The organism is Actinoplanes sp. NBC_00393 (assembly GCF_036053395.1).
Lineage (GTDB): Bacteria > Actinomycetota > Actinomycetes > Mycobacteriales > Micromonosporaceae > Actinoplanes.
In genome coordinates this window covers 9,539,065-9,554,846 of the sequence record NZ_CP107942.1, presented here as the reverse complement: position 1 = coordinate 9,554,846, position 15,782 = coordinate 9,539,065, and the positions used below count along the sequence as shown (strand labels likewise).

Annotated in this window: 15 protein-coding genes; 4 read left to right on the top strand and 11 right to left on the bottom strand. The window is 67.7% G+C overall.

The window, feature by feature from the left end:
* The first annotated feature begins 260 nt into the window (after window positions 1-260).
* The 3 genes from OHA21_RS44395 (at window position 261) to OHA21_RS44385 (ending at window position 2,613) form a co-directional block, all read left to right on the top strand.
* Entirely contained in the window at window positions 261-557 is a 297-nt protein-coding gene (locus OHA21_RS44395) for a hypothetical protein (protein ID WP_328465759.1), read from the top strand.
* A gap of 648 nt (window positions 558-1,205) precedes the next feature.
* The gene (locus OHA21_RS44390; protein WP_328465757.1) at window positions 1,206-1,874 is read left to right on the top strand and encodes a GAF domain-containing protein; all 669 of its coding nucleotides are present in this window, start codon (window positions 1,206-1,208) and stop codon (window positions 1,872-1,874) included.
* 244 nt (window positions 1,875-2,118) lie between these two features.
* Entirely contained in the window at window positions 2,119-2,613 is a 495-nt protein-coding gene (locus OHA21_RS44385; protein ID WP_328465754.1) for a response regulator, read from the top strand.
* Window positions 2,614-2,683: 70 nt separating this feature from the next.
* On the opposite strand, the gene OHA21_RS44380 is transcribed toward OHA21_RS44385, so the two are convergent.
* The 7 genes from OHA21_RS44380 to OHA21_RS44350 all read right to left on the bottom strand — a co-directional run bounded on the left by OHA21_RS44380 (window position 2,684) and on the right by OHA21_RS44350 (window position 11,269).
* Window positions 2,684-3,016 (bottom strand): cupin domain-containing protein, encoded by a 333-nt coding sequence (locus tag OHA21_RS44380; protein WP_328465752.1) that lies wholly within the window; start codon window positions 3,014-3,016, stop codon window positions 2,684-2,686.
* 14 nt (window positions 3,017-3,030) lie between these two features.
* Complete coding sequence (locus OHA21_RS44375) at window positions 3,031-4,266, bottom strand: MFS transporter (RefSeq protein ID WP_442875204.1); 1,236 nt, start codon at window positions 4,264-4,266, stop codon at window positions 3,031-3,033.
* 85 nt (window positions 4,267-4,351) lie between these two features.
* The gene (gene narI / locus OHA21_RS44370; RefSeq protein WP_328465748.1) at window positions 4,352-5,113 is read right to left on the bottom strand and encodes a respiratory nitrate reductase subunit gamma; all 762 of its coding nucleotides are present in this window, start codon (window positions 5,111-5,113) and stop codon (window positions 4,352-4,354) included.
* Complete coding sequence (gene narJ / locus OHA21_RS44365) at window positions 5,110-5,733, bottom strand: nitrate reductase molybdenum cofactor assembly chaperone (RefSeq protein ID WP_328465746.1); 624 nt, start codon at window positions 5,731-5,733, stop codon at window positions 5,110-5,112. The genes narI and narJ overlap by 4 nt, the downstream gene beginning before the upstream one ends.
* Entirely contained in the window at window positions 5,730-7,445 is a 1,716-nt protein-coding gene (gene narH, locus OHA21_RS44360) for a nitrate reductase subunit beta (protein WP_328465744.1), read from the bottom strand. The genes narJ and narH overlap by 4 nt, the downstream gene beginning before the upstream one ends.
* A 1-nt stretch (window position 7,446) precedes the next feature.
* Window positions 7,447-11,094, bottom strand: a complete 3,648-nt coding sequence (locus OHA21_RS44355; protein ID WP_328465742.1) for a nitrate reductase subunit alpha — start codon at window positions 11,092-11,094, stop codon at window positions 7,447-7,449.
* A gap of 13 nt (window positions 11,095-11,107) precedes the next feature.
* Complete coding sequence (locus OHA21_RS44350) at window positions 11,108-11,269, bottom strand: hypothetical protein (protein ID WP_328465740.1); 162 nt, start codon at window positions 11,267-11,269, stop codon at window positions 11,108-11,110.
* A 300-nt stretch (window positions 11,270-11,569) separates the two neighbouring features.
* On the opposite strand from OHA21_RS44350, the gene OHA21_RS44345 reads away from it, so the two are divergent.
* The gene (locus OHA21_RS44345) at window positions 11,570-11,953 is read left to right on the top strand and encodes a hypothetical protein (RefSeq protein ID WP_328465738.1); all 384 of its coding nucleotides are present in this window, start codon (window positions 11,570-11,572) and stop codon (window positions 11,951-11,953) included.
* A gap of 380 nt (window positions 11,954-12,333) precedes the next feature.
* On the opposite strand, the gene OHA21_RS44340 is transcribed toward OHA21_RS44345, so the two are convergent.
* The 4 genes from OHA21_RS44340 to OHA21_RS44325 form a co-directional block, all read right to left on the bottom strand.
* Entirely contained in the window at window positions 12,334-12,954 is a 621-nt protein-coding gene (locus OHA21_RS44340) for a vitamin K epoxide reductase family protein (RefSeq protein WP_328465736.1), read from the bottom strand.
* Window positions 12,951-13,706 carry a DsbA family protein gene (locus tag OHA21_RS44335; protein WP_328465734.1) on the bottom strand — a complete coding sequence of 252 codons (756 nt, stop codon included), beginning with the start codon at window positions 13,704-13,706 and terminating at the stop codon, window positions 12,951-12,953. The genes OHA21_RS44340 and OHA21_RS44335 overlap by 4 nt, the downstream gene beginning before the upstream one ends.
* 658 nt (window positions 13,707-14,364) lie before the next feature.
* Entirely contained in the window at window positions 14,365-14,706 is a 342-nt protein-coding gene (locus OHA21_RS44330) for a hypothetical protein (protein WP_328465732.1), read from the bottom strand.
* Between the two features lie 132 nt (window positions 14,707-14,838).
* The gene (locus OHA21_RS44325) at window positions 14,839-15,333 is read right to left on the bottom strand and encodes an ATP-binding protein (RefSeq protein ID WP_328465730.1); all 495 of its coding nucleotides are present in this window, start codon (window positions 15,331-15,333) and stop codon (window positions 14,839-14,841) included.
* Between the last annotated feature and the right edge of the window lie 449 nt (window positions 15,334-15,782).

The following is a 15,782-nucleotide window of genomic DNA, read 5'->3' as shown; positions in this document are numbered from 1 at the left end:
ACCGAGCCATCTTGAACGAGGCCGTTCAGGCAAGCTGGCGTGGTCGACGCCCAAGTCAACGACCGTCGAACAGCAGATCACCTACAGCCGCAAGATCGGCCGCATCGTGACCGACGCAGCCTTCGGTCGCGGCCATTCGCCGTTGGCGCCAGCGCCGTCGCCCGTATCGCTGACCACAGCGTTGGCGGTGCCCACGAAGCCCACCGCGCCGCCGCGGCGCTCGCTGACGTGGCGCACCGCCGCAGCCGCAACTATCGGGTATGACCACCCCGGTCGAACTCCCCCGCGAGGCCAAGATGCGACCGTCACCGCCGTCGGCGAACCGCAACGACGTACAAGACCTGGTCAATCGTCTGCTTGCCGCTGCCCTACAAGCCAGCGCGGCTGTCGATGCCTCCGTTCACGCCGCCGAGGTCATTACAAGCCGCGCTTCTGATGCAGCACCGGACATGGCCGCCACCATCACCGCCCTGGCTGCTGTCCGTGACAGTCTCCTGCACGCCGCAAACCAACTCAGCGCCGCCTCACCCGACGGCCCCGGTGAGTCACCGGCATGACTGCCGGCATGCCCCTGGGCGAACCGCGCCCGTTCCCTGTGCACCCACCGGGAGCGCATCTGGCATCCAGCACGCCTGTGCTGTGTGCATCGTTTTGGCTGGCCAGAGCAAGGGCATGTCCGACGAGCTGCGACAACGGCATCTGCTTGAGGCTCGAGTACGCCGCTGCCCGGTCGGTGTGGTTGCCCGCAGGGTTGGGTCTCGTCGCAGGTTCACGAAGACGGCGGCTCTATACGTCGCATCCTGTCACGCCGAGACCGCCCGTGTTGGCGCCGCCGTACGACGCCGTACGCGGTGGCAGGCCACCGGACGGCCGACTGGCGACGCTGATCGTCCCCGCGCCGTCAACAGGCCGCCAGCGCTCGTGTTCGCCCGGCGGCGGTCCGACAATGCATCTTCGAGCAACCTCACCTCTCTGCGACGGTCTCTCGCGCGGCCTCTGCGCCGCGTATGGGACGTCAGATACCGGACCAGTCCCGATGCGTTGCCGGTCCCGGCCGGGCCCGCCTGCGCGGATTCGGCGTTGCTCTTGTCTGCCTGCCCTTGCCGCGTCCGCTGTCGGCAACGATCGGGTTGGGCGGTTCGGGACGTAGGTCCTGTCCGCACCGCAAGAACTCACGTCCGGGCGCGGGTGAGCGATGGTGCACCGTGTCACGGCGATACGCGCTGCGGCCCGGCGAAACGGACAACATGATGGTCACCATGCAGCAATACATCATCGCCTCGACCGGCGACGGCGGGGAGAGGGATGCCGGATTGCAGCCATGGAGTTCGGTGGCTGCGTCGAGCCCGCTGCATTCGGTACAGCGACTGGCTGCTGCCTCCCGATTCGCCGGAGCCGGAGCGGCCCTCGCCGCAGACTTCCACACCCTCGCGAAGGCGGTTGCCGGCGCGCTCGAGGTGAAGGCCGTCGCTGTCAATCTGGTTCTGTCGGCCAGGGTATGGATCGTAGGCTCGTATGGCCTGCCAAGTCGGTTGGCCAAGGCCGGCAGCCTGCCGACGGCTTGGGCTCCCTGTACCCGGGTCGTTCTGCAGAACGGCGCGGTGGTCTTCGAGGACCTGCGGGATGCCTACCGCGGCCAGGCCAATCCGGTGGTGTCCGAACACGGCATGCGGTTCTACATCGGCGTGCCGCTACGATTCCGCAGCGACGTGATCGGCACCTTGTGCGTCCTGGACGACCGGCCGGCCGCGCTGTCCGCGGAAGCGGTCACCGTGCTCGCGGCGATAGGCGACGAGGTAATGAGGGCGTTGCTCGAACAGGAACCGCACGGTGAAGGCGCCATTGATGTGCTGGGCGCCACGCCGCCGCACTGAGAATCGTCCCGGCTCGCCAGGGTGCGCGCACCCGAGCCGACTTTCCCGAGTTGCCTCGATGCGAACTCAGCCGTCGAACCCGCGCTTGCGGACCGGCGTTGGCCATGCCGTCGAAGCAATGGCTCTGGCGGAGTGGCGTCGAACGCTGCCGCCACCGGCGGCCTCTACGATCGCTACCGAATAGAGCTCACGCCATCGGATGGTCGATCATGGTGGCGTCCGACGCGCAGTAAGGATGACCGACATGACAGCCGACACGTTGTCCGCGACGCTGCGGGTGCTGGTGGTCGAAGATGATCTCGGGGACGTGGCGCTGGTCGAGAGCGCCTTCGCCGGGCATCGGATCGCCACCGACTTGCATCATGTCGCGGACGGTGCTGAGGCTTTGGCGTTCCTGCGGGCTGAAGGGTCGTATGCCGGTGCGCTGCGGCCTGATCTGATTCTGCTGGATCTGAACATGCCACGCCTCGACGGCCGGCAGCTCCTGCAGGTGATCAAGACCGATGCGCTGTTGAAGGCGATCCCGGTGGTGGTGTTCACGACGTCATCGACGCCGGCTGACATCACGGCCAGCTACCGGGCGCACGCGAACGCGTACGTCACCAAGCCGATCGGTCTCGACGACTTCGATCGGGTGGTGGCCGCGATCCGCAACTTCTACGGCCACACCGTCACCCTGCCCCGCCGGACACCCGATGCCACCCGCCATGACGGATCCGCTGGTGAGCTGAGCAACTGACGGGTGATCAGCTTGTCAGCAGTCGGGCATCTTCCGATTGTCTCGGCGTGTGGGCTCGTTGGCCGGGCGGCTATGGAAGCTTCGCGACGGTCAGCAGGACAACGGCGTCCGTGAGCGCGGACAGGGTGTGCCGGGCATCGGGCACGACGAGCAGGTCCCCGGTGTCACCGTCCCAAGAGGTTTCCTGCGTGGCCAGGCGAACTCGTCCGGACAGGACGTGGACGGTGGCCTCGCCAGGATTCTCGTGTTCGTCGAGGGTTTGACCGCCGCGTAGTGCGATCAACGTCTGGCGCAGCGTGCGGGTGTGCCCACCGACGACGGTGTGGGCGCTACGGCCGCTCGATGAGGTCCGAGCCGCCTCGAGATGCTCGGCGGCGAGGGACGGCAGCGATGACGTAGACACGATCCGGGCTCCTTTCAATCGGTCTTGGGCCGCCCGACCGTGCCCATCTTGACGGCGGTGTAGACGGCGGCGGCCAGAGCGACGTCGGACAGCAGCATCAGGCCGATCGAGTACGAGTTTTCGACGCCGTACACCCATCCCATGATCAGCGGTGGGACGAACCCACCAAGGCCGCCGGCAGCGCCGACCACACCGGTAACGGTGCCGACCTTGTCGGCCGGGGCGACCTTGCCGACGAGGGCGAACACGGCGCCGCTGGCCGCGCCGAGCAGCGCGGACATGCCGAGGAAGGCGATGGTGGCGACCGGCATCAGCGGCGGTTGGAAGGCCTGGATGACGGCGAACACGGCAGTGCCGCTGAAGCACCAGACGAGCACCGGAACCGGGTGGAAGCGGTCGGACAGCCAGCCGCCGGTGGGCCGGGCGATCACTGCCAGGATGACGAACCCGGCGGTGCGCAGGGCGGCGTCGTTGGCGGACAGTTCGTAGGCGGTGCGCAGGTAGGCGGGCAGGTAGACGCTGAACGCGACGAACCCGCCGAACCCGACCGCGTACAGCAGGCACAGTTGCCAGGTGACCGGGAGCCGGCCGACGTCGGCGGTGCGCTGCCACGCGGAGCCGGCGGGGCGTTGCCGGTTCGGCGCATCGCGGATGAGTAGGAACGCGACCACGGCGTAGGCCGCCAGGATTGCGGCGACCAGCAGGAACGGGGTTTTCTGCCCGTAGGTGTCGGCGAGTTTGACGGTGGTGAAGTTGGAGATGGCGGTGCCGCCCATGCCTGCGCCGAAGACGCCGATCGCGAAGCCGCGCTTGGCGGGCGGGTACCAGCCGGAGACCAGGGGTACGCCGACGGCGAAGGCGGTGCCGCCGATGCCGAGGAACAGCCCGGTGATGATCAGCGCCGGATACGACGACACGAACGCCAATGTCAGGACGGGCACGATGGTGGCCACCGACACGACAGGGAACATGATGCGGGCGCCGAACCGGTCGGTGAGCGCGCCGACCGGGATCCGGCCGATCGAGCCGACCACCACCGGCACCGCGACCAGCAGCGACTGGGCGGCGAAACTGAGGCCGAGGCGTTCCTTGACGCCGGGGCCGAGCGGGCCGAGCAGCGCCCACGCCCAGAAGTTGACGGTGAATCCGATGGTGGCCAGGGCCAGGTTCCGGCCGGCGCCGGCCGGTACGGCGTTCGCGGGCACCGGGGTGCTGGCCGGCCCGGCGGCGGCACTGCGTGTACTCATCAGCTGCTACCTCGCAAACGGCATCGAACCGGAGCACCGGCAGGACGGTCTCATCCTGCGGTGCGGCCAAGCGGTGACCAGAAAGATGTCAACGGCGGCGGCCAGGCGGGCTGGTCGGCAGCTTCGGTGGGCCTTCCCAGCCGGGACGAGTCGGGCGCAGGCCGGGACGGGGGTCGCGGTACCGGTAGACGACGTACGGTCGGGTGAGGTAGCCGACCGGGGCGCTGAACGCGTGCACGAGCCGGGTGAACGGCCAGAACGCGAACAGGGTGAACGCGGCCAGGATGTGGATCTGGAAGCTGGTCGGCACGGCGGCCATGATTGCCGGGTCGGGGCTGAGGTAGAACAGCGACCGGAACCATGGTGAGATCGTTTCGCGGTAGTCGTAGCCGCCGCCGGCGATGTTGGCTTTCACGGTCGCCCACAGGCCGAGCACGATGACCGCGGCGAGCACGACGTACATGGCTTTGTCGTTCTTGGTGGTCGCGGCGAACACCGGCCCGGTCAGCCGGCGGCGGGCGATCAGCAGTGCCATGCCGATCAGGGTGCACAGCCCGGCGACGGTGCCGACGAACACGGCCATCAGGTGGTAGGTGTGTTCGGTGATCCCGACGGCTTCGGTCCACGATTTCGGGATGAGCAGGCCGCCGATGTGCCCGACCAGAACCATGAGGACCCCGAAGTGGAACATCGGGCTGGCCCAGCGCAGCAGAGTGGTTTCGTACAGCTGGGAGGAGCGGGTGGTCCAGCCGAACTTGTCGTAGCGGTAACGCCAGACGAGTCCGCCGATCAGGATCACGATCGACAGGTACGGGAAGACCGCCCACAGCAGGACGTCAACGGTGTTCACCTGCGGCCTCCGGTCACATCGGCGAGTCCGAACGGTTCCAGGCCGACCTGTTCGACGGGTGGGCCGGTACGGGCCAGCCGGGCGACGGCGGCCAGGTCGGCGGGCTGGGCGGCCGGCAGCATCCGCCGGACAGCTTCGGCGGCGTGCCGGTAGACCGAGCCGTCCTTGCCGAGCGATTCGGTGAGCAGGTCCAGCCCGATACGGTTGTCGCGCAGCAGCCCCCAGCCGGCGTCGTCGACGGCGGCGAGGTCGAGCACTGCGGGCAGGTAGTCGGGCAGCTCGCCGTCGACCAGTTCCAGGCCGGCGTGTTTATAGGTGGCGGCGAAATCGGCGAGGGCTTCGCCGCGTTTGCGGGTGTCGCCGCAGGTGTAGTAGGTCAGGTGCAGGCAGCTGCGGCGGCGGAAGTCGAACAGCTCCACGTAGTCCGCGCGCAGCTGACCCGGGTCAGTGGCCGCCCGGTGCCCGACGACCATGCGCAACGGGTCGGCGACCTCCGGCGGCATCTCCAGCAAGGCGACGTCGATCAGCGGCAGCGCGTCCATGACGGTGTCGTCCGGGTAGCGCAGCAGCAGGGAGGCGGCGCGCGCGGCGACCGCCCGCCAGGTCGGCGCGGTGCTCATCGTGGTCCTTCCTCGGTGTCGATCACGCCCGGGCCACTGGTGGCCCCGCCGTTGGCGCCGGGATCGCGGCGGGGAGGGAACAGTCCCTCGGGACGGCCGTTGCCGTCCCAGTTGAGCAGGTTCACCCGCCGCGGCTCGTCTCCGGCGTCGGTGAACCCGTCCGAGGTCTGCCGGTCGCGCAGCATGTGGAAGGTCTCCACCTGGACCGGGACCGGGGTGCCGGACGCTTCGCCGAACGGGCCGGTCTGGTACATGCCCGGCCCGCCGTCGTATTCCAGTGAGCATTCGGTGCCGAGCTGTTCGAGGCGGTGCGCGTCCTCGGCGTGCGCGGCCGGGATGACGTAGCGCTGCTCGTACTTGGCGATCGCCAGGAGCCGGTACATCTCGTTCATCTCGTCCGGTGTCATGCCAACCGCGGCCGGGATCGAGTCGTCGGGTGTCTCGCCGAGGTTGATGCGCCGCTGGTAAGAGCGCATCGCGGCGAGCCGGTTCAGCGTCGCCCGGACCGGTTCCGGGTCGCCGGCGGTGAACAGTCCGGCCAGGTATTCGATCGGGATGCGCAGCGCGTCGACCGCGCCGAACAGGTTGTGCGGGTCCTCGCCGTCGTGGCCGGTCTCGCGCAGCACGTCCACGACCGGGGACAGCGGCGGGATGTACCAGACCATCGGCATGGTGCGGTACTCCGGGTGCAGCGGTAGCGCCACCTCGTACTTCATGATCAGGTCCCAGATCGGGGACCGTTTCGCCGCGTCGATCCAGTCGGCGGGGATCCCCGCCCGTTCCGCCGCCGCAGCCACCGCCGGATCATTCGGGTCCAGGAAGACCGAGCGCTGCGCGTCGTACAGATCATGTTCGTCCTTGACCGCGGCGGCTTTGGCGACCTTGTCGGCGTCGTAGAGCATCAGGCCGATGTAGCGCAGCCGGCCGACGCAGGTCTCGGAGCAGATGGTGGGCTGGCCGATCTCGATGCGAGGGAAGCAGAAGGTGCACTTCTCGGCCTTGCCGGTGCGGTGGTTGAAATAGATCTTCTTGTACGGGCAGCCGGTCACGCACATCCGCCAGCCCCGGCACCGGTCCTGGTCGACGAGCACGATGCCGTCCTCGGCCCGCTTGTAGATCGCCCCGGACGGGCACGACGCGGCACACGACGGGTTGAGGCAGTGCTCGCAGATCCGGGGCAGGAAGAACAGGAACGCCTTCTCGTAGTCCTGGCGTACCTGGTCGGACACCTTCTGCAGGATCGGGTCACCTTGGAGGACCTCGTTGCCGCCGCCGAGCGAGTCGTCCCAGTTCGCCGACCAGGTGACTTTCGTGTCCTGTCCGGTCAGCAGGCTCTTGGGCCGGGCCACCGGGAAGTCGTTGCCGGCCGGTGCGGTCAGCAGGTGCTCGTAGTCGTAGGTCCACGGCTCGTAGTAGTCCTGCATCGACGGCAGTTTCGGGTTGGCGAAGATGCTGAACAGCTTCTTCACCCGGCCGCCGGCGCGCGGCTTGAGCCGCCCGGTCCGGGTACGCACCCAGCCGCCCTGCCATTTCTCCTGGTCCTGGTAGGTGCGCGGGTACCCCTGCCCGGGCCTCGACTCGACGTTGTTGAACCAGACGTACTCGACGCCGGAGCGGTTGGTCCACGCCTGCTTGCAGGTGACCGAGCAGGTGTGGCAGCCGATGCACTTGTCGAGGTTCATCACCATCGCCACTTGGGCCATCACGCGCATGTCAGTACTCCACGTCCTGTGAGCGGCGGCGGATGACGGTGACCTCGTCACGTTGGTTGCCGGTCGGGCCGAGGTAGTTGAACGCGAACGACAGCTGCGCGTACCCGCCGATGATGTGGGTGGGTTTGACCAGCAGCCGGGTCAGTGAGTTGTGGATGCCGCCGCGCCGGCCGTTGACCTCGGCTTTCGGCACGTCGATGACGCGTTCCTGGGCGTGGTACATGTACACCGTGCCCTCGGGCATCTTGTGGCTGACGATGGCCCGGCAGACCACTACGCCGTTGCGGTTGACCGCCTCGATCCAGTCGTTGTCCCGCACTTTGATCTTGGCGGCGTCCTGCTCACTGAGCCACATGGTCGGCCCGCCCCGGGACAGGGTCAGCATGATCAGGTTGTCCTGGTACTCGGAGTGGATCGACCACTTCGAGTGCGGCGTCAGGTACCGCAGGGTGATCTCCAGCTCGCCCTTCGGGCCGAGCCGTGGCTCGCCGAACAGCTTGTGCATATCGAGGGGTGGCCGGAAGATCGGCAGCGCCTCACCGGCCTCGTGCATCCAGTCGTGGTCCAGGAAGAAATGCTGCCGCCCGGTCAGCGTGTGCCACGGCTTGAGCCGCTCCACATTGATGGTGAACGGCGAATAGCGGCGCCCGCCGGTCTCACTGCCGGACCACTCCGGGCTGGTGATCACCGGAACCGGCCGGGCCTGGGTGTCGGCGAAGGTGATCTGCTTGCCCTCGTGCTCGGCGGCCAGGTCGGCCAGCTTCACCCCGGTCCGCTTCTCCACGTCGTGGAAACCCTCGGTGGCCACCCGCCCGTTCGTGGTGCCCGACAGCGCCAGGATCGCCTCACAGCACTGGATATCCTTCGCGAGCGACGGCCGGCCGTCGGCGACCCCGCCGCGGACCGTCCCGTTCTTGTGCCGCAGGTACTCGATCTCCGGGTTGACGTCGACCGAGTAGCCCTTGACCGTGGTGCCGAGCGTGTCCAAGGCCGGGCCCAGGGCGGCGAGTTTCTGGTCGATCACTCCGTAGTCGCGTTCCACCACCACGATCTTCGGCATCGTCTTGCCCGGCACCGGCACCTCACCGGTGGCCTGCCAGTCGCGGACCCGCCCGTACGGGGTGGCCATCGCGTCCGGGGTGTCGTGCAACAAGGGTGCCGCAACCAGATCCTTGCGAACCCCGAGATGGGTTTTCGCCATGGCCGAGAAGCTGCGGGCGATGCCGTGGAACGCGTCGAAGTCAGTCCGGGTCTGCCACGGCGGGCTGATCGCCGGGGTGAACGCGTGCACGAACGGATGCATGTCGGTGGTGTTCAGGTCGTGCTTCTCGTACCAGGTAGCGGCGGGCAGCACCACGTCGGAGAGCAGCGTCGTCGAGGTCATCCGGAAGTCCAGGCTGAGCAGCAGGTCCAGCTTGCCCTCGGGCGCCTGCTCCGGCCACGCCACATCCTCCGGGCGCTGGTCCGGTCCGGCTTCGGTGGCCCGGAGGTTGCTGTCGGTGCCGAGCAGATGCCGCAGGAAGTACTCGTTGCCTTTCGCCGATGAGCCGAGCAGGTTGGCCCGCCACACGGTCAGCACCCGCGGCCAGTTCTGCGGCGCATCCGGGTCGGTAACCGCGAACTTCAGCCGCTTCTCATGCAACGCCTGCGCGACGTAGGAACCGGGATCCGCGCCAGCCTCGTCGGCTAGGTCCAGGGGATTGCGGTCGAACGTCGGCATCGACGGCATCCAGCCGGCACGTACCGACTGGGCGTACAGGTCCATGGTGTGCTTACCGGCGAACAACCCGTCCCCGGTCGGCGACGCGACCGTGTCCGCGGAGTAGGTGTCGTAGCGCCACTGGTCAGTGTGGGTGTACCAGAACGCGGTGCCAATCATCTGCCGCGGCGGTCGCACCCAGTCCAGCCCGAACGCCAGCTGCTGCCAGCCGGTCACCGGCCGGCACTTCTCCTGCCCGACATAGTGCGCCCACCCGCCGCCGTTGACCCCCTGACAGCCGGTCAGCGTGACCAGCGCCAGGATCGCCCGGTACGTCGTGTCGGAGTGGAACCAGTGGTTGGTGCCGGCCCCGAGCAGGATCATCGACCGGCCGCCCGAGCGCTCGGCGTTGTCGGCGAACTCCCGCGCCACCCGCGCCACCTGCACGGCTGGCACACCGGTGATCGGCTCCTGCCACGCTGGCGTGTACGGCGAGGCGACATCGTCATAGCCGGACGGCCACTCGCCGGGCAGCCCGTCGCGGGACACCCCGTACTGCGCCAGCATCAGATCGAACACACTGGTGACCAGCTTCCCGGCAACCGTCCGAGTCGGTACCCCACGGCGCAGCACTCCCGGGGCATCGCCGTCGAAGCGCGGCAGCAGCACCTCCACCGGAGAGCTGCCTCCACAGGTGAGAGCGGGTTCGATGTCGCCAAGGTCGAGATTCCAGTGCCCGGCCTCGGAACCCCAGCGGTGCCCGAGCGAGCCCCGCGGAACCGTTGGCGCGTCGGCGACCGAGTCCCACAGCACCGGCTTGAACGCGCCGTTCTCCGCGGCTTCGCCGAGATCCTCGGCGCTGAGGAACTTGCCCGGCCGATAGCCGCCTTCGAACGGCTCCAGGGTGATCAGATACGGCAGGTCGGTGTACTTGCGGACGTAGTCGACGAAGCGTGGGGTGCGCCGCTCGACGAAGAACTCCTTGAGGATCACGTGACCCATCGCCATGGCGAGGGCGCCGTCCGTGCCCGGCTGGGCCGGCATCCACTCGTCGGCGAACTTCACGTTGTCGGCGAAGTCCGGGCTGACCACGATGACCTTCTGCCCCCGGTAGCGGGCCTCGGCCATCCAATGCGCGTCCGGCGTCCGGGTCACCGGCACGTTCGAACCCCACATCATCAGGTAGGACGCGTCCCACCAGTCGCCGGACTCGGGCACGTCGGTCTGGTCGCCGAACACCTGCGGCGAGGCGACCGGCAGGTCCGCGTACCAGTCGTAGAACGACAGCATCGTGCCGCCGAGCAAGCTCATGAACCGGGCGCCGATCGCGTGCGACACCATCGACATGGCCGGGATCGGGGAGAACCCGGCCACCCGGTCCGGACCGTACTTCTTGATCGCGTGCACGTGCGCGGCCGCGACCATCTCCTGGGCCTCGTCCCAGGACACCCGGACAAGGCCGCCCTTGCCGCGGGCCTGCTGATAGGCGCGCCGCCGCAACGGATCGTCCTGAATGTCGGCCCAGGCGGCCACCGGATCGCCCAGGCGCTTCTTGGCCTCACGGAACAGTTCGAGAAGAACACCACGGGCGTACGGGTACCGCACCCGGGTCGGGGAGTAGGTGTACCAGGAGAACGCCGCTCCACGCGGGCAGCCGCGCGGCTCGTACTCCGGCTTGTCCGGCCCGACGCTCGGGTAGTCGGTCTGCTGCTGCTCCCAGGTGATGATCCCGTCGCGGACATACACCTTCCACGAACACGACCCGGTGCAGTTCACCCCATGTGTCGAACGCACCACCTTGTCGTACGACCACCGGTCCCGGTAGAACGAGTCCGCCTCCCGGCCGCCGATCTGGTAAAGGCTCCGGCCGTCACCGGACACCTCAGCCCGGCGTACCAGCCCACCGATCTTCAAGAGCGCCTGCCCCGCACTGTCGGTCCCGCGCGCCATCCGCCTCAATCCCTCAGTTGGTGACCTTGATGACCACGCTCGTCCCTACCCGGGCCCGACGCAACCCGAACACGAGATTTGACGCCTTCAAACCGCTGCCACACAGGATTTCGGAGATTTCCGACATCATCGGGTTGCCGCCTGCCGGGGCTTCCGGGGCATCGGAGAGCGACACGAAGCCTTCTCATCTGCTCATGAGGCTGATCTGCTCGGCTCGCACGCCCTCGCTGAGCGAGCGCCGGAACTGTCGGCCAGGTTGCGGCGCCTGGCATGGCCAGCACGACGAATCTACGGCCCGCACTGGACGCCCGTCTGCCGTTCGCGTCCACGACATTTCTTCGTTGAGCAAGCTCAGGTTGCGCGCATGCCGAAGCGTCGACCCAAGCTCCCTTCTACGCTGGCTGTTGAGTCTGGCCGTCACGAGCTGAGCCGGCGAAGGGAGCCGAGGATGTGCGGGTCGGTATCAGCTATCAGCTTGAACGAACAGGAACGACAGTGGTGGCCGCTGCTGCGGGAGCGCCTGCGTGTACCCGGCCATCTCATGGCGTTCATGCGCGGCGTCCTCGGCGACGTGGAGATCGTCGCCGTTACGGCGGTCACGCCGCACGGAGCCGTCACACCGGTGGCAGTACTGGCAACACCTGACGAGATCGCCCAGGAGATACACCTGATCGACGACGTGAGACAGGGCGAACACCAGCCGGCCGATGTTCGACACGCCGAGATCGGCGGCTATGACGCCCCGGTACTCACAATCCAGGAACCCGACGGACAGGTACGCCCGATCGCCGTATTCATCACACCCTGGATCGAGCAACACCTGCTGCTGTTCGCCCGCACCTTATGGCGACGTTACTGATCTTCGGGACTTCGGCACACCGGAAGCCGCGCGCATGGCTCACCTCCGCCGGCGATGGCCCGGCATGGCGCGTTCTACACCGGTCGCCAGTCAGCACTTCACGACGCCGAGGGAAGCCCACCAGGCAACGCGCCGACAGCGATCAGGGACAGCGGCATGGCCGACACCGCACCGTGATCACGTTGCTGAGGTTGCCGATCTCGGATCGGACCTTCCCGCTCAGGACAAGCTGGCCGGCCTCACCCCGGTGGCAGCGCCGCAGCGGGCAGTAGCGCCATTCGGCGACCGGTGGTCCACCCTTGCCGGCCTCGGACGATTCGGATCGGGGCCGCTCGCCGCTGGCCCGCTGCTGCTTGCTGTGACAGAAGGCCAACCTTCGGTCAGGTGAACAACTGGGAGCCGTATTTGGTTACTACGAGCAAAGCGAGCAGGAGCAGCCAGATGGTCACTGCGATGGCGTCCAGGTCGGCCTCGATCGCGGACTTGAGCGTCGAGCGCAGCCGGACCGGGACCGGTAGGTTGCCGTCGCGAATATTGACGTGCGTCAGGGTAGCGAACACCAGGGTGGTCGAGACCGTGACCAGCAGGCACCACGGGCAGAGCGCCCCGATATTGACCATCGACTGGTAGAACAGCCAGTAGGCGAAGATCACGCCGAGGGTGTAGACGACCTGCGCGGCGAACATGAACCACCGTGGGAATCGCACTCCGCCGAGGCTGGCGACGGCGATGGTGATCACGACCGGCTCGGCGACCAAGCCGAGGAACGCGTTCGGGAAGCCGAACAGTTCTGCCTGCCAGGAGGTCGCGACGGTGCCGCAACTGATCACCGAGTTGATGTTGCACGACAGCGCTGTGTCCGGGTCCGCGGCGAGGCGGACTGCGTCGATCGACAGGACGAACGAGGCGAGCAGGCTCACACACGCGGAGAACAGCATCGTGCCGAAGATCCAGGCGTTGGAGTGCCGGATCCGCCGCAGCCCGGCCAGGGAAACGCTCATTCCTGACCCTTCGCCGCGGTGACCGCCTGGGTCAGCGGCCCGGCGGTGTAGAGGTCACCCTTGAAGACCTCTCCGTTGATCTTCACAGTGGGGGTGCCGGTGATACCGGCGTCGAACACCGCCTCGGTGGATTTCGCGATCCACGGCTCGAAGATGCGGTCGTCGAACACGTCGATGACGTCCTGGGCTATGCCGGCCTGACCGGCCAGTTCCGCGATCCGGGCATCCGACAGACCCTCCGTGCCTTCCTGCGGCTGGTTGTCGAACAACGCCTCGTTGAAGGCCGTCACCTTCTCCGGGGCCCGGTCGGCCACGGTGACGACCGCGTTCGCCGCCCGGGTGGAATACCGCGACCCCTCGGACATGCGGTCCAGGAACGCCAGCGGATACAGCTCCAGCCGCACCGTGCCATCATCGATCAGCTTGTCGATCTCGTCGCTGTTGGCCTGTTCGAACCGGCCGCAGAACGGGCACATGTAGTCCAGGTACACCTCCAGCTTCACCGGCGCGGCGGCCTGGCCGACCACCAGCGCACCGCCCGCCGTAGCACCCTTCGGAGCCACCAGCGCACCGGAACCGCCGGTGTCACGATCGCCGACCGCGTTGACCACGGCGGCCACGATCGCGATCACGAGCACCGCGATGATCACGACTCCGCCCACCACCAGCGGCCGGCGTTTGCCCCGTTGCTCGGCGATCGCCGCCTGTGCCTTGCGCAGCTCCCTGGACCGATCCCGTGCCTGCTTTCCCACAGCGCGCCACCCCTCCACTCACCAGCCGCGGCCGGATCACCGCACCATTCGTGACGCCCGTTCCAGGCGAGGTGGCGGCCCCTTTACGGTCCGTTCTTCTCCGTTCAGACTGCCCGACACCCCCATGGTCAACAAGGCAAAAGGTCCATATCTGGCGGGACCATTGGCTGTCGAGCAAACAGGGCTGAGGCGCCGCTATGCCGGCCCAGGCAGTGGTCTTGAGGGCGGCGCCTCGACCGGCGCCTCCAGCAGATGCCGCACGGTCGCGCCGATCGGCGCCCGCGCCCATGCCCATGCCCAGCCGATGGAGCCGGATGCGCCTGCCCGGTCGCCTTAGCCCAGTGCCAGCCGGGGTACGACCTGAACTCTCCGGGGCAGCCGCGATCCCATGGGATGCCCGACGACGCACGAAGGACGCCCAGAGCCGCTCGGCGGCAATCCAGGACAAACCCATGCCGAGCTCCGACAGACGGCTCCCGCACCCTGCCTGGCCGGCATCCCAGGCCTGCCGAGGATCACGCCAGCTCCGCTCGGCTTATGGCATTTCTTCGGCGGTATTCTCGAAGCTTCGGTTCAGACGGACGGCCCAACAATGACGGACAGGCCGTCTCGCCGCCATCAACAGGCCAGGCCGATCAAATAATCCCCCGCCGAGTGATCACGATCGGTTCATTTCCCGCCCCGGCCACATTTTGATGTGCTCGATGGCTGCGGCCGCCACGGAATCGAACAAGTGAACGACGGCACGGACAAGCTGCACCCAGCCCTTCCGGATGCCGCTGCGGCACGACACCGGACCGGACACACCAGCCGCGGCAGAACGCGTGCGGATCGAGGCGGCGGCCAGCTCCGCGCCGTGCTTGGCCTCCATCAGGGTTCCATGCCATGGGCATGACAACGCCATGGGCACGCCAGGGTCGATACCCTTCCCGGCACGGCCGCCCGGCGACTCGCGCGCGGGAAAGACCTGTGGGTCGAGGTCGTCGGATGCAAACAGCACGGCCAGGATCTACCAAGCGCCTCGACCATCGGCGTGGTTATCACCTCCACGGCGACTCCCGCCGAAGATGGTTTGCCGCACGCCCGGCAATCCGGCCGAATGGAAGGCTCCGCCCGCGGCGCAGCCGCACGATCAGCCCCGCCTGCGGCGCAACCGCTCTGGTGACGACAGCGGCGGCCACACCAGGTCAAACCGCAGTACCGCCCACACCACCTTGCCGCCCGCGCCTTGCCAGCAACCCCATCGATCAGCAATACGGTCGACGATCATCAGTCCACGCCTACCACCGCGGCGATCCGGACCGCCCGCGGTCAAGGGCGCCGGCAGTGCCGGGATCACCGGGCTGCCGTCACACACTTCGATCCGAAGTTGTCCGCGATCGCGTATCACCCGTAGATTCATCATCGTCCGCGCATGCATCACCGCGTTGGTGACCAGCTCGGTGGCCACCAGACTGGCCGGGCCGAGCAGTTGCGCTAACTCCCACCCCAGACACGCCTCGGTGACGACGTCGCGTGCCCGCCGCGCAGCCCCGGTGATGGGCAGCAACACGACACCTACCGACGGCAGACCTTCTCCCTGCAAGTAACCCATTTCCACCGCCGAGAATCCGTCCGAGGCCGGCACCGCATCACAACAGTGGACTTCCCACCCTCGCAGGCAATAGTCCATCGGTCTGGCACATGCACACGACGCGCCGACGAATACTCTGCAGGACCGGTTGACATATAGTGCCGGCACACGGTCGGCGGGGACGCCTGACCCAACCACGACGTGCCCTGGCTGCTCACGAGCCTGCTCCATTCACACCAACCGTGAAGCCGCCTCAGGTGAGAAGCAGCCAACAGCCGAACACCCCGTTCGTCTCTGCTGCATAGGTCGGCCCGAGGCGGCCCGTCACAATACCGAGGGCTCTGATCGGCGCTACGAAATCGGCTTCCGCCTGCGCGGACGCCGGTTTTCCACCGCTGTCCCCTTCGGCGTGAGCGCAACAGCTCCGGCGGCCACAGCCCCCAGCAGCAGCTCGGGCCCCTCTCGGCATGCTGTCATCGGTGTCGCGCATTGACTGATCTCGT

Excerpts from the sequence above, each read along its gene's own strand:
- OHA21_RS44355 (WP_328465742.1), bottom strand. The coding sequence starts at position 11,094 with ATGGCGCGCGGGACCGACAGTGCGGGGCAGGCGCTCTTGAAGATCGGT.
- narH (WP_328465744.1), bottom strand. The coding sequence starts at position 7,445 with ATGCGCGTGATGGCCCAAGTGGCGATGGTGATGAACCTCGACAAGTGC.
- narJ (WP_328465746.1), bottom strand. The coding sequence starts at position 5,733 with ATGAGCACCGCGCCGACCTGGCGGGCGGTCGCCGCGCGCGCCGCCTCC.
- OHA21_RS44340 (WP_328465736.1), bottom strand. The coding sequence starts at position 12,954 with ATGAGCGTTTCCCTGGCCGGGCTGCGGCGGATCCGGCACTCCAACGCC.
- OHA21_RS44385 (WP_328465754.1), top strand. The coding sequence starts at position 2,119 with ATGACAGCCGACACGTTGTCCGCGACGCTGCGGGTGCTGGTGGTCGAA.
- OHA21_RS44395 (WP_328465759.1), top strand. The coding sequence starts at position 261 with ATGACCACCCCGGTCGAACTCCCCCGCGAGGCCAAGATGCGACCGTCA.